General features: G+C 63.4%; 11 protein-coding genes. 8 read left to right on the plus strand and 3 right to left on the minus strand.

The annotated features are described in order from the left end of the window. Nucleotides 1-166 precede the first annotated feature (166 nt). Nucleotides 167-6238 carry a hypothetical protein gene (locus IEW18_RS20220; RefSeq protein ID WP_229728887.1) on the plus strand — a complete coding sequence of 2024 codons (6072 nt, stop codon included), beginning with the start codon at nt 167-169 and terminating at the stop codon, nt 6236-6238. A 35-nt stretch (nt 6239-6273) separates the two neighbouring features. Here the strand turns inward: IEW18_RS20220 and IEW18_RS20225 are convergent, their stop codons facing one another. The 3 genes from IEW18_RS20225 to IEW18_RS20235 form a co-directional block, all read right to left on the minus strand. Continuing rightward, the gene (locus IEW18_RS20225; protein WP_188559703.1) at nt 6274-6816 is read right to left on the minus strand and encodes a hypothetical protein; all 543 of its coding nucleotides are present in this window, start codon (nt 6814-6816) and stop codon (nt 6274-6276) included. A 183-nt stretch (nt 6817-6999) separates the two neighbouring features. Further along, nucleotides 7000-7863 carry a class I SAM-dependent methyltransferase gene (locus IEW18_RS20230; RefSeq protein WP_229728888.1) on the minus strand — a complete coding sequence of 288 codons (864 nt, stop codon included), beginning with the start codon at nt 7861-7863 and terminating at the stop codon, nt 7000-7002. 1 nt (nt 7864) lies between these two features. Then, nucleotides 7865-8098 carry a hypothetical protein gene (locus tag IEW18_RS20235; protein WP_188559705.1) on the minus strand — a complete coding sequence of 78 codons (234 nt, stop codon included), beginning with the start codon at nt 8096-8098 and terminating at the stop codon, nt 7865-7867. 340 nt (nt 8099-8438) lie between these two features. Here IEW18_RS20235 and IEW18_RS20240 point away from each other — a divergent pair, with 340 nt between their 5' ends. From IEW18_RS20240 to IEW18_RS20270, 7 genes are all read left to right on the plus strand, one after another. Further along, on the plus strand, nt 8439-8666 hold the full coding sequence (locus IEW18_RS20240) for a hypothetical protein (protein WP_188559706.1): 228 nt from the start codon (nt 8439-8441) through the stop codon (nt 8664-8666). A 2-nt stretch (nt 8667-8668) separates the two neighbouring features. Further along, on the plus strand, nt 8669-9382 hold the full coding sequence (locus IEW18_RS20245) for a hypothetical protein (protein WP_188559707.1): 714 nt from the start codon (nt 8669-8671) through the stop codon (nt 9380-9382). A 135-nt stretch (nt 9383-9517) separates the two neighbouring features. Continuing rightward, a complete protein-coding gene (locus tag IEW18_RS20250) occupies nt 9518-9937 on the plus strand; it encodes a hypothetical protein (RefSeq protein WP_188559708.1) in 420 nt (139 codons plus the stop codon). 3 nt (nt 9938-9940) lie between these two features. Next, nucleotides 9941-11992, plus strand: coding sequence for an Ig-like domain-containing protein (locus IEW18_RS20255; RefSeq protein WP_188559709.1), 2052 nt, complete (start codon nt 9941-9943; stop codon nt 11990-11992). Then, nucleotides 11992-12528 carry a hypothetical protein gene (locus IEW18_RS20260; protein WP_188559710.1) on the plus strand — a complete coding sequence of 179 codons (537 nt, stop codon included), beginning with the start codon at nt 11992-11994 and terminating at the stop codon, nt 12526-12528. The genes IEW18_RS20255 and IEW18_RS20260 overlap by 1 nt, the downstream gene beginning before the upstream one ends. Nucleotides 12529-12534: 6 nt before the next feature. Beyond that, nucleotides 12535-12951 (plus strand): hypothetical protein, encoded by a 417-nt coding sequence (locus IEW18_RS20265; RefSeq protein WP_188559711.1) that lies wholly within the window; start codon nt 12535-12537, stop codon nt 12949-12951. Further along, nucleotides 12951-13253, plus strand: a complete 303-nt coding sequence (locus tag IEW18_RS20270) for a hypothetical protein (protein WP_188559712.1) — start codon at nt 12951-12953, stop codon at nt 13251-13253. Before IEW18_RS20265 ends, IEW18_RS20270 begins: the two co-directional genes overlap by 1 nt. Nucleotides 13254-13255: the final 2 nt, after the last annotated feature.

Here is a 13255-nt window from a genome sequence, read left to right on the forward strand (position 1 = left end):
AAAAAAAAAAGACGCTGCCTCCGCGCCCTCACCTACCGCTGCTGGCTCGCCTGGGGCAGATGGTGCGGCTTCTGCTAACCCGCTGGCACCCGCTGCCCTAGCGGACTTCCCCACGGCGGCCAATGCCCTGAACCCCACGCGGGGGCAGGTGGAGGTAGGCAACTTAATGACCCCGGAGCAGGCCCAGGCCCAGATTGACGCCGAGCTGCAAGCCGACGCCGACCAGGACGGTAATCTCGTGACCGGGCTCAAGTCCTTTCTCAACGAACTGGACCCTCGCCGCATTGGGGGCAACCTTGCTGACTACGGCGGCGACGTGATGGACCTGGCCCGCTACGGCGTGGTGCTACCCGGCAAGCCGACGGACCAGTGGGCCGACGAAATGCGGGCCAAAGCCGATAAGGGGGCGCTCAAAATCAGCCGCAAGGCCAACGCCTCCGTGCTCGATGAGCCCACCAACCCGCTCGCGTGGAGCAAGCTGCTGGGTAGTGGCGCGGGGTCCATCGTGCAGGTGGGCACGGCTACGGCCCTCGGCGGCCCCGGCGCGGGCATTGCCGCAGGGGCGGGTCTGAGCATTTCTTCCACCAAGGATGCGGCACGCGAAGCGGGGGTAAGCGACACGGAAGCGGCCGTAGCAGCCTCCATCCTGGCCCCGGTGGTGGGCGTGCTCGAACAGGTCGGCTTGGGCTTTATCACCAAGAACAAGGCCGCTACCCGCCTGCTGGAAACGGCCATTGTGCGCCGCGCCCTGGCCTACGGGGAGGGAAAACTTGCCAAGACCGCCGTGGTGAAAGCCGCCGCCGAGCTACTACCCCAGGTAGTGAAGCGCTACGCCGGGCGGGCCGTGACCGGGGCGGCTGGTGAATCCGTGACGGAAGGGCTGCAAACCGCCCTGGAACTGGAAGGACAGGTAGTGGCCGACAAGCTGCGCGGCAACCCCGAGGCTCCGGCAGGGGAGGGGCGCTACGGCACCACCCAGCGCGACGTAGCGCGGGGCGTCGGCGAGGCAATGGCTGCCGCTGCCGTGCTCGGCGGGGGAGGGGGCGTACTGAGTGCCTCTGCCCAAGGGAATGCTGCCGAGGTGGCCCCTGCAATCCAACCGGCCCCGGCCGCGCTGGCTCGCCCCGAGTATGTGGCCGAGCAGGATTTCGCAGCGGCCCGTGAGCAGTTTCCGCAGCCCGTGAGCGTGAAGACGCCCGAGGGGGAGGTGCTGCATTCCAACGTGCAAGTGGTGGAGCTTTCCACGGATGGCACGATAGCACGAATCGTGGGTGTAGATTCTTCGGGTGCGCCCTTGGAGACAGCCGTACCCGTGGCGTATATTACAGAGCAATCAACCGCAGAAGCAGATGCAGCAGTTAACGATTTATCAGGAGCTAATGCTCAAGCAGGCTCTGCGCCCACAGATGAGGGAGTCAATAGCGCAGCAAGTGCGCAGAACATCGGAGTTAGTTCGCCGCTTACACCAGACGAACAAGTGGCGGCCACTTCACAACAACTTCTCGATAGTGAGGGAAACCTCATCCCCGAGGACGACGAGTTATTTAACGTAGCCCTGCCAACCAATGCTACTCAGTCTCCCGATACAGAAGAAAATCAAGTCTTACCTGTTGACCAGCAGCCCGTTGAAAGCCCCGAAAGCGTGGAGCCTGGTATGGCCGACGGGCAGAATACTAGCCAAGAGCCTGGCCTGCCACTCGACACCGCGCCACTATCCACCCCACCAGAGAATGTGGCCGAAGTGGGTGGTAATGCCGATGTATCTGCACCTGCCTCAAGTGAACAGGGGCCGGTAAGGCAGCACACGGAGCGGTACGACGAGGCCACGCAAAACGCGCTGACCGACGCGGAGCGCTACCGCCGCACGACCAGTGAGTTGCTGGCTGCCGCCGACGTGGACGGCTACCTGGCCGCAACGCCCCTGGACGACGCCTACGAGCGGGCGCAGCTTTCCGTCTCCCAAGCCATTCCTGCGGGCATGAGTGAGGATGAGGCCCAAGTTGCCCACGCCAAGCTCCGGCAGAAAGTCGGGGCCGCCTACAAAGCCCAGGCCGCTGAATTGCTGGCCGCTGGCGATAAGGCGGGGGCTGACCGCGCCACCGAGCGCTACGTGCGTATGGTGGGGGCGCGGGCGCAGCAAGCCACGGGGGCCGCCCAGGTGCTTCGGGACATGGTGGGCGCGGCGGGCGTCGTCGGGGATTTGGTCACGGCCGAAGACCCCGAAGCCACGGCCGAGAAAACGGTGGATGCCATGCTCGGAGACATTGGCCGCAACAACGCCGCTGCCGAAAAGCAGAACGCCGTCACGGCCAAAGCCGCCACCAAGCAGGCGAAAGTGCAGCGCAAGCAGGCCGTACAGGCCGCCGTAGCCAGCGAAGCCGTGCAGACGGCCGTAGCAGAAGTGGCCGCCGAGCAGCGCGGCGACGCCCCGGCCAAGGCCAGCCGGAAGGAAGAAATCGCCCAGGTGCGGGCCGAGCGCAAGGGCTTGTTCGACAAGCTCAAGCGCCTGAACAACTCCTTCGGCATCGTGCCCCAGGAGGAGGAGCGGGCGCGGCTGCACATTGAAATCTTCCGCACCTACATCAAGGAGGGTGTGCTGCAAGTCAAGGAACTCGTCTCGCGTTTCCGCGCCGATGCCGGGAGCTACGAGGCTACGGACGACGAGTTGAACACCCAGGCCGAGGCGGCGGTGGAGCAGGCCGTGCGCCAGGAGTCGGCCGAGAGCGTGGCAACCCGCGTGCTGGGCCGCCTGCAACCGGCCACGGCGGGCGTGTTCGACCCCCTGCGCGAGCTGGTGAATACGCTCACCGGCAAGGTCAACGAGAAGCTGGATCCCAAGGCCAAGGGGCCGAAGAAACTTGCCCGCGAGGCCATTGCCCACGCCCTGCAAAACCGCCAAGAGTACGCCGACGTGTACGAGCAGAGCAAGAAGCTGGTGGAGCAGAAAATCGAGCAAAGCAAAGCCTCCGATGCCACGAAAGCCAAGTGGCGCAAGGAGTTGGACGCCTACTACCAGGAGCACATCGGCCAGAGCTACGCCGACACGCAGTTTGCCCGCGCCTACCGCGAAGCCCTGGCCGCCGCCCTGCCCGACGGGCGCACCCGCCAGAACGCCTTGCGGGATGCCGCTACGGGCGACGCCGCCCAACTCGACGCCCTGCGCCAGCAGGTAATCGACCACGTAACCGCCGACCTCAACCCCGCCTCCCCGGAGCGCGCCGAGCTGGCTGCCCACGTCGGCAAGACGTTCGACGCGGACGTGATGAGCCGCCGCCAGAAGGAAGCGGGGCGGCGCTACAAAGCCCTGCCCGCCCGCATCAAGCAACTGGTGGACGACGCGCTGGCAACTTCCTCGGATGCCGACCTGGCCGCTACCCGCGCCGAACTGCAACAGAAGGTAGCCCGTGGCCTGAGCGCCACCGATTCCGGCACGGCTATTCTGATGCAGAAAGCCGGGGAAGTGTTCGATGCGCTGGTAGAGGCCAAGCAGCAGCAGGCCCGCAACAAAGCCGGGGTGTACGACCAAGGGCAGAGCGCCCCGCAGAAGCGCCAGAATACACGCCATACGCTCCCCGAGCGCCTGACCCGACTCTACGCCGCCCGCGCCACCGATGAGCAGGTAGCGGGCCGATTAGCCGGTGATTTTGCCACCCGTGGCGTGAAGGACTTGGGCAAGACCGTGGCCCGCATTGCCCGCGAGCACGCCGGGGCCATTGACGAGTACGGGCAGACGCTCAAGGACCGCTTGCTTGGTGACCCCACCCTGGGCCTCACGCCCCAGCAGGCCAGCAAGCTCGCCGACGCGGTAGAAGCGGCGTATAAGGAGCAGGTGAAGGCCAGCAAAATCAAGGAGCTGGCCCGCCGTGTGCAAAGCAAGCTGCCCACCACCGAGAAGCGGGCCACCCAGCAAGCCATTGACAAGCTGGTGGAAACGCTCAACATCGGGGAGGGGCTGGACGCGGCCGACTACGCGGGCCAGTCGCCCGCCGAAGCACTGCTCAAAAGCCTGCTGGGTAATGAGGTGGAAATTTCCGCTACCGAGCTGGCTCAGATTGAGGACTTGAAGCGCACGTACATCGAGGCGGCCCAGCGCAAGGCGGCCACCATCGGCGGCAAAACCGTGACGGTTGCCAACACTGAGGCCGTAACCCGCGCCGCTACGGATTTGATGCGGGCCGTGGGCCAGCTCAAGGGCGTGGACAAGATGCGCAAGTCGGCCATGAGCGACGCGCTCTGGTACGCCTTTATCCTGTCCAACCCCGCCACGCACGCCCGGAACTTCAAGGGTAACGTGGTGCAGGCTGCCGCCGAGCAACTGCTGATTAACCTGCCCTACGCTGTGGGCAAAACCCGTGGCCTGCTGGGCGGTCAGGGCTTGCGCGGCTTCGGGGCGGGCACGGCCGAGGGCTTTGCCAAGGGCGTGAACATTTTTGGCTCCGGCTACCAGAAGGGCGGGGGCGAGAAGTTCGTCAACAACGCGCCGCTGGAAAAAGCCGAGGGCATGGTGCCGCGCCTGTTTAAATACGTGACGCGGGCGCTCGGGGCTTCCGACGCCTTCTCCTACCAGCAGCACGCTACCAGCCGCTACTACGAACTGGCAACCTACCGGGGCATGGAACTGGCCCGTCAGAATCCGGGGCTGTCCGCGTTGGAGGTACGACGCAAGGCCCTGGCCTATGCCGACGAGCAGTTGTTCCGCACCACGCAGGCCCTGGCCGATATTGAGGCCATCATGCAGCAGGAAGGGGTGACCCTACCCACCGCCGCGCAAATCAAGGCCGACCCGAAAGCCGCCGCCCGGCAGTGGGTGGACTACCAGGTGCGTAAGGGCGACTTGCTTAACCAGGCCCGCGCTGCCGAGAACCCCGAGTGGGCCAAGGAAGCGGACGACTACGCCCGCCGCATGACCTTTAACGCCGACTACGAGGGGCACCTAGGATACATCGGCTGGAAGATAGGAGACTTTCTGAACGGTTCTGACTCTGACGCTATCCGGGTCGTTGGCAAGGTTCTTACTCCTTTTGCCAAGGTCGTAACCAATGTTCAGGTACAGCGCCTAGAATGGGCGGGCTTGGGCTTGCTACGGGCCATCAATGGCTCCGTGGGCGGACGTTTTGCCAAATCAAACGACAAATCCTCCTTCTACCGCAAACTCACGCCGGAGGAGCGGGTAAAGTCGGCCATGCGGTCGGTGTACGGCATCGGCTCGGCCTTCGCCCTGTACTCGCTGGCTTCGGCCGGAACCATTGCTGTGACGGGCTTTCCCACCGGCAACCGCGACGAGGACAAGGAGAAGCCCCCGTTCAGCATTCGCATCGGCGGCAAGTGGATTACCTACAAGGATTCGTCCTTCGAGATTCCGCTGCTGCTGTTAAACAAGCACCTGGCCTACGAAACCAAGCAAGCCCAGGGTGAAGACCCGGCGTTGCTGGAAGATATGCTCGGTATCTACGCCGCCACGGTGGGCACCTGGGCCGTTTCCACGGGTCCGGTCAGCGGCCCGGCCGACTTTTTCTCGGCCGTCTCGGACGCCAAGCAGAACGAGCGCGGGGCCATCGGCTTCTTTGAGCGGGCCACCAAGAACGCCATCAAGTCCCGCGTGGTGCCTGGCGTCGTGACGGGCATATTCCAGTTCTACGACCAGATGGCCGACCTTCCGGCCGCCGAGAAGCGCAGCAACTCGCTCTACCGTCGCTTTATGACTACCATTTTCGGTGACGTGCCCTACTGGCACGGGGGCGGGGAGGAGGCCATTGACGTGCTGGGCGACGTGATGCGCCGGGGCGACGAGGGCGAAGTGAAGCGCACCCCCGAAAAGCAGGGCGTGGTGGACTTTCTGGCTCTCAACCACCTCATGCCCAAGGCTCCTGCCCCCACGGCCCCGGAACTGGCCCTCTACGACCCGCTCGGAGAGAAGGTGGAGGCGCTCAGTGACAGTGAGTACAAGGAGTTTATGATTGTACGGGGCCGCGCCCTCTATACGGTGCTCACTACGCCGCTTAGGGTAGATGCTGAAATGATTTCCCGCCTACGTCGTGGCGACCCCTCGCTGGGGATAAAAGGCATTGGCGCAACGGGCATGGAAACCATGCAGATGCGGGTAGCAGAAGGCGACGCCAAAGCGGCGAAGAAAGTGCTGACCAAAGCCGTTCACGAGGCCACCGACGCGGCCAAGAAGCGGGTACTAGAACTCCGGGCCGAGCGAGGCGCGCAGGCCACGTTCGAGAAAAAGAAGTAAACAAAAAGCCCCGGTGTTGTGCCGGGGCTTTTTTGTTAATCCTGTTTGGCAATGAACTGATGGGGCTCTAAGCCGACCGCGAAGTGCAGGGAGCGGAGTTGGGTGTAGCTTTGCAGTAAATTTTCGAGGTGGCTTATTTCGCCCTCGTCCTCAAGGAAAAAGCTCCAATCGGCCAAGATTGAGATGTCGCCCACCAGCGTTTCACCTACTTCAGCGTCCCATTGCATGAGGCGTACTGTTACCCGATTCCTGCGCACTTCATGGACCTGATAGGAGTATCGAGCCGCCCAGTCGTTTGCCAGCAACTTCGCCACCTCTACCGCTGGCACTGTCCCATCTGCCAGCGGCTTTACTAAGGCCTCAAAGGGGCGTAGAATGGGTGTAAGCTCGGACAGGCTTACCTCGAAACTATCACCATCCGTGCCTGCCTTGATAATATCTACTGTCTGCCCATCTAGGGCGAGGCGCAGAATTTCATATTCTCCCGCCTCGCCTTGATAAGCGAATCTTGGCTCATACGGCAGGCAAGGGGCTGCTACTTCCAACGTCGTTCCGGTACTTGTTGCGGTAGTTGTCATGGTGTATGCTGTTGTTATTGTTGGCTTCTGTTTCTTATTGCCACCCGAATCTTACGGATTTCCGCCGTGCGTGGCCGACACGGCAAGGTGCTGTTTAATTCCAATTCCTCCAACTGCCGCAGCCGGTTTTTCAGTACGGGCAAGGTGTAGGCGGAAGGCTGTATGTTTTCGTGGTATTGCATTCTACTTACGGCGAAAGATTGCGGATAAGTGCGTGTTGAAAGGAATATCAATGCTCGTATCCTTCTTGATGCGCTCCTGGATAAAGTCCGGGCAGTGGTGGTTCCAGTACACCGGCTCGTAGCCCAGCGGGGCCAGCACCGGGCGGAGGTCGGGCAAGGCAAAGTAGATTTCTTCTAACTCCCGCTCCCAATTCTCTACGAATGGGTATTTCAGTAAATACTCTGTGGCAATTCTAGCCTCCATAGTTGACTCCCCGCACGGCAGGCTGGCATTAAACTCCGTAAGCTGGGCCGAGTGAGTGCCCTTAGCAATCCATTTGATGAATTGGCAATAGGGGGTGGGGTACTCGCTTAGGAGGTAGTCGCCCTGCGGCCCCCAAAACATATCCCGAATTACTATGTAGTCCACGCCGGTAGCCGCCACATCTTTCCAGTGCTGCCTCATCTGTGCGGACGTGCCATGCGTGTACATTTCGTGCAGCACAGAGCTAAAGAGAATACCCGTGCCGCCATACTGGCGTGCTGGCTCAGAGAACGGCACCTTGCGCCCGCGATAAGCCCATTCAGCGGTAAACCGCAACGCCTCAAGGGCGCTCGGGGCATCTTCCCAAATAGTTGCTTTCTTATTCCATTCCAAGCCGTCAAACTTCGCAACGGCCTGGTCCACCATCCGCTCGTCGGTGTCGTGGCCGAGTAATAGAATTTCTGGCCGCTGCTTGCGCACTTCGGCCAGCAGTGTGCCGTCAGCGCAACCCCAATCCAAAAGGGCTTCCAACTCGGGTAGGTGTTCGAGAAAGAACAGCTTGTGTTCCAGGCCGTGCGCCATCGACGCGCAGTACGAGGTGATGCAATTAATAGGAGCCATGTTAGTTGTTGTTTAGTTCTGATACACGTTTCTTGACTGCCCGCACGAAGCGCTTTAGCACGTCCTCGGTGGTATAGGCAATGACACAGACCTCCTTGGTTATGTCGTCGCCCAGCAGGCGTAGGCGGTAGTGGTTGCGCCCGTTCTCGTAGAGGTCCAACGCCGCCACGGAGGCGTCGGGCAGCAGTTCGGCCAGGCGGGTCTTGGCTTCGGCGGCTAGTTCTTTGGAAGTCATTCTATTGAGTTAACAGGAGCAAAAAGGAGTTTCGGCTTCATTCCACTCCGTTAGCAGGAGCAAGGCAATCCGATTACCGTCTTTTATGTGCTGCTTAAATTCTTTGCGGGCCTCCTTGCTGTCTTCGCACCACGGGAAGGCAGCAACACGAATCCATCCTTGGCAATGCTGGCAGTATGCGGCTTTCACCTGCCGAGTGTCTGTTGCTTCTTGTATCATGTTGTGTGTTTTAAGTCCGCAGCAATAGTACATATTAGTTCCGTCCTTCGCAAACAGACAGCAAACTTTATTTGTACTTTGCGTGTGCTAACTGACCAACCGCACCAACCAAGCACCGCCTGTGAAAGTAACCGAACGCACTCCTCTGCCCGATGGCATCCTGGGTTCCCGCGAGGGCGACCCGGCCACCAACGACCTGCACGTATCCGATTTCAACCGGAGCAGCAGCACGAACCTCTGGCCCGCGCTAGGGGAGGTGGCTATCAAGCCCGCCCTGATTGCCAAGGCAGCAGCCAAGCGGCCGAACACGCCCGCCGTACTTAACGGCCTGTCCGCCTCCATTATCTAGCAATGCCCGACTTGCACCCCGCCCGTCTTGCCACCCTGCACGCCCGCGCCACGGCCGCGTACGTGCGCCACGCCACCCGGCCCGCCGTGCATGGGGCCTGGGACGAGCACTTGCGCACCTGGCAGCTTGCCTACGAGGCCCGCGCCGCCTTCAACGACGGCAACCCCGTCTTTAGCGGAATGCTGCTGCCCTCGGAAGCTACGCAGACGGCGGGTACGGTAACGGGCCTGCCGCTGCTACCAACCGGCGTGCGCTGGGAACTGGACGCGCCCAAAGCCGGGATGCTGACCATTACCGCCGACGTGGCCGCCGCCCAGGGCGTTACCGCCACCGTCATTCGCCCCGACAAGAGCGAGCACCAGGTCGTGAGCACCGTCGCCGCCACCCGCACCACGCTCATCGCCAGCGCCCCGGTGGACGGCATTTACACCGTCACGCTCAAGGCAATGGGCGGCCCACTGGCAACCCTGCTCATTCCCGTGCAGCGCACCGTCTTCCGTCGGTTCCGCGAAGACTCCCGCGCCCTCGGCTACGCCTTCCGCGCCACGCTGCCCCCGCCGCCCACCCCAGCCATGCGCCTGCGGCTGGCCCTGAGCATCGGGGCCGAGTCCGCCGCCCACACCGGCAACGCCCCCCTAGCCGACAAGCTGCGCCTCGACGCCGAGCGCCTGCCCCCGCCCGAGACGACCACCGCCCTCTTTCCCTTCCTGCGCTAACGCAAAACGCCCGGCAACTGACCGGGCGTTTTTTGTTGCGTGTGGTGTGTGGGCGAATAGTACGGATTATCTCCGTAAGTTCCAAGTCCCGAGCAAACTTTATCTGTACCTTGCCCAGAGCTACCGTACAGTTCCTTGGCCGCACAACCCTCCTTTCCTACGCTGCTGGATGCCGCCCACGTTCGGCTCGCCCAACTGGCCGCCGCCCTGCGCGACGCCCGGGCGGCGTACCCGGACGAGCACGAACTGGTCACGCGCCTCGTGGCCGCCGTGCTGGACCTGCGCTTCGGCGTGGAGAATGCCGCCCGCGTGCCCGAGGGCTCCCTTGAGCAGCAGCGCATCCTGGGCTACCTGACGGAAACCTACGGGCTGTCCGTGACCCTGACTGACCCGCTGCTGCGCTCCCAGCTCCCGCCTATTCCCGCCGAGGGCGCAACCGTGGTGCGGCGCGTGCTGCAAGCGGCCAGCGGCCCTTATATCGTCTTTCCCAACGGTCGTCTGCTGCTGCTTAGTGCCCGGCTCACGGCTGCCACCCCGGCCCCGGCTACTCCTTAATCCATGTCGCTAAACCCCGCCACTTTAGAAGGCCAATTGGGCGTCCCGTCTACCGACCCGGACGTGCCGGGCACGGCCAACGCCACCCAAGACCAGCTCACCGACCAGCACCGCCTTATGGTCTTTACCCCGGCCGGGGAGCCCCTCTCGGTAGAGATGGGCGTAACCCGCGCCGTGTTGGCCCCGAACGACCGTTACGAGCCCCTGGCCCCCACGGCCCAAACAGCGGGCACGGAAGGGCAGAAGTGGTACCACAAAAAGGCGACAACCAATAACTTCGACCAGTACCAGTACGAGGCCGGAGTCTGGGTGCTGCGCCTGAGCGGCGTCGCGCAGACGACCAGCACCCCGGCCGTAAACACCGTGCCCACCGCCACGCTGGCCGTCAGCGCCGCCAATCTTATTCTGGGCGGCAAGGTTACCCTCACGGTGCTGGCCGAGGACAGCGACGGCATCGACCGGGTAGTGTTCTTCGAGGGGGCTACGCCCTTGAATACGGTCAACACCGCGCCCTATCTGCTGGACGTAACCCCGGCCACGGCGGGCACCAAGTCGTACACGGCCACGGCCTACGACAAACTCGGGGCCGCGCGCTCCACCGCACCGCAGGCCGTGCAGGTGTTTGCTTCCGCCAACCAGTTGCCCTCCGTTTCCCTCTCCCTGAGCAATACCAGTACGGTAGCGGGCCAGAACGTAACGATTTCGGCCGTCGCCAGTGACGCGGACGGGCAAGTGCTGCGCGTAGAGTTCTACGACGCCTCGACCCTGATTGGCTCGGATACGGAGTCGCCCTATTCCATCACCTACGCGCCCACCGCGACCGGCAACCGGCAGATTACAGCCAAGGCCATTGACAACGCCGGGGGCAGTCGGGAAACGGCCGCCAAAAACCTCACCGTCACGGCCGCCCCCGTTACCAGCAACCAGTCGCCCACGGTCAGCTACTCGCAGTCCGTCAACTCCGTGCAGGTGGGCAAGGTGGTCACGCTCTCGGCCAACGCCGCCGACGCGGACGGCACCGTTACGCGGGTCGAGTTCTACCAGGGCGGCACCAAGGTCGGGGAGGCGCTGCAAGCCCCGTACTCCTACAACTTCACCCCCACGGCGGCCGGGTCGTTTACGATGTCGGCCAAGGCGTTTGACAACGCGGGCGCATCTACCATTACGGGCGGCGTCACGCTGACGGTAACGGCGGCAGCCTCGCAGAACGCGACGCCCGCCGCCCCGACCTACGAAGGCTTTAGCGACACGCAGCCGGGCGGGCAGGTGCAGATTGTGCCCGCTCCCGGCGTTCCCGTTTCGCTGGTGCGCTACAAGCTACCCGGCTCCAATATTGAGTTGGAACTACCCGAGGGCTCGGACGGCACCGTGACGGTGGGCAACGTGGCCGGTCCCGTACAGGCCCGCACCGTGGCCGGGGGCTCGTTTTCCGCCTCACCCAGCAGTTCCTCCCTGCCCTTCACCGTGTACTCGCCCCCGGCGGGCAACGCGGCCCCGACCGTGACGCTGACCGCCTCCCCCGCCTCCGTTGCCAGTGGCGGCTCGACCACCCTTACGGCCACGGCCGCCGACTCGGACGGCACGGTAAGCAAAGTGGAGTTCTACGAGGGCGAAACCAAGCTCGCGGAAGACACTGCGGCTCCCTATACCCTGGTCCTGACCCCGGCCAGCGGCCAGCACACCTACACGGCGCGGGCCACCGACAACGCGGGCGCGGTAACGATTTCCGCCCCCATCACGGTGACGGTAGCCGCCGCCCCGGTCGCCTTTAACCGCACGCTGACCAGCCAGAGCCCCGCCGACGAATCGGTGCAGCTCACGGCCGACCCCGGCACGGAGCTCTCCTTCACCGGCCCCATTATTTCCGGCGACCCCTCGCCCGGCGTGATGCTGCCCAGCGTGGGCGGGGTACAGATTGCCCAGGTGGACTTCAACCTGACGGACTCGGCCAATACCGCCGTGGTGGGCCGTCCCTGCGCCTTCAAGTACCAGGGCGTGACATACCAGACGACTTTCCAAAACACGCCCGCTGGCACTCTTACCCCTATTGACTAATGGCTGACCTGCTCCCTGGCTTCCGCTACATTATCTGGAACGGCCCGTCAACGGCCCTGGCCTCGGCCCCGTGGAAGGGCAACCTGCTGGCCGTCTACAAGGTCAGTGCCAACGGGCAGGGCCACATTTCCTTCGTGCCGCCCGGCAGCCAGTTCTCAGCCGTGCAAACCCTGGAGCCCGACCAGCTCTACGAGCTGCGGGTGAAAACGGCCTTCACCCTGGCCGAGGCCATGCTGCAAGCCGCTCCGGCCGGGGCAGGCGGAGAGACGCCCGCCGCGCCCACCCCCGATACCATCCTGCTCGCCGGACCTGCGGGGGAAACGGTAACGGAGTTCGAGGAGGTGTTCCGCATCAGCGAGGCGGCCACTACTGCCGTCACCTTCACCAGCGGGGCGGGCACCGTGGAACTGAGCCTGGACGAAGGGCAAAGCTGGGGGCCACTCCCGGCCTCCCTGCCCGCCAATTCAGCTTTCGCCCTGCGGGTGCAGTACCCGAACTCGGCCGCCTTTGCCGCCTCCCTCACCTTAACCTACTAGCCGCTCATGGGAACGCTCACCGCCACCCGCAAAACCCCCGCCACCTTCCCGCTGGCTTCCCCCACCCAGGTGGGCATGATTAAGTATAGCGCCAACGACTTTGCCGTGGATGGCAACGGGGTGCTCATGCTCAACCCCCTGCCGGGCAACATTGGCGTCTCAGCCGTGCCCGGCAACCTGACAATTAGCCGAGAGCCCGACGTGGCGAACCGCCTGAATTGGGATCCTTCCCCCGGTGCCAGCCTCTACATCGTGCGCTCCAAGGTTAACGGTGGGGCCAAGACCATCATTGCCACCGTGCCCTTTTCCTACTTCAACGACACCAGCTCTCCGGCCAACTCCGCCCCGGTCTACGTCGAGTACTTCGTGACGGCCGCCAACAGCTCCGGGGAAAGCAACGAAGCCTTTACCAGCATCGGGTAATGACCATCGCCAACAAGGTGCAGTTGTTCACCTACTCCGGCCCCGGCCTGAACCTGCTCACGGCCTCCTTTCTGAGCAACGTCACGCGCATTACCAAGGCCAACCAGAACGGGCAGGGACTCATTTCCTTCCGCCCCGGCAGCTCCTTCCCGCCCTTTACTTCCCTGCAAGACGGGGAAAGTTACGTGGTGTACTCCGCCGCCGTGCCCTACACCATTCCTACCTCGGACCAGCCCAAGCCCAGCGCCCTGCCCTTCGTGGGCATCGGGTCCGCTTTTGTCAAAACCCAGCCCCTATCCTAATC

This window comes from Hymenobacter glacieicola (assembly GCF_014640315.1).
Lineage (GTDB): Bacteria > Bacteroidota > Bacteroidia > Cytophagales > Hymenobacteraceae > Hymenobacter > Hymenobacter glacieicola.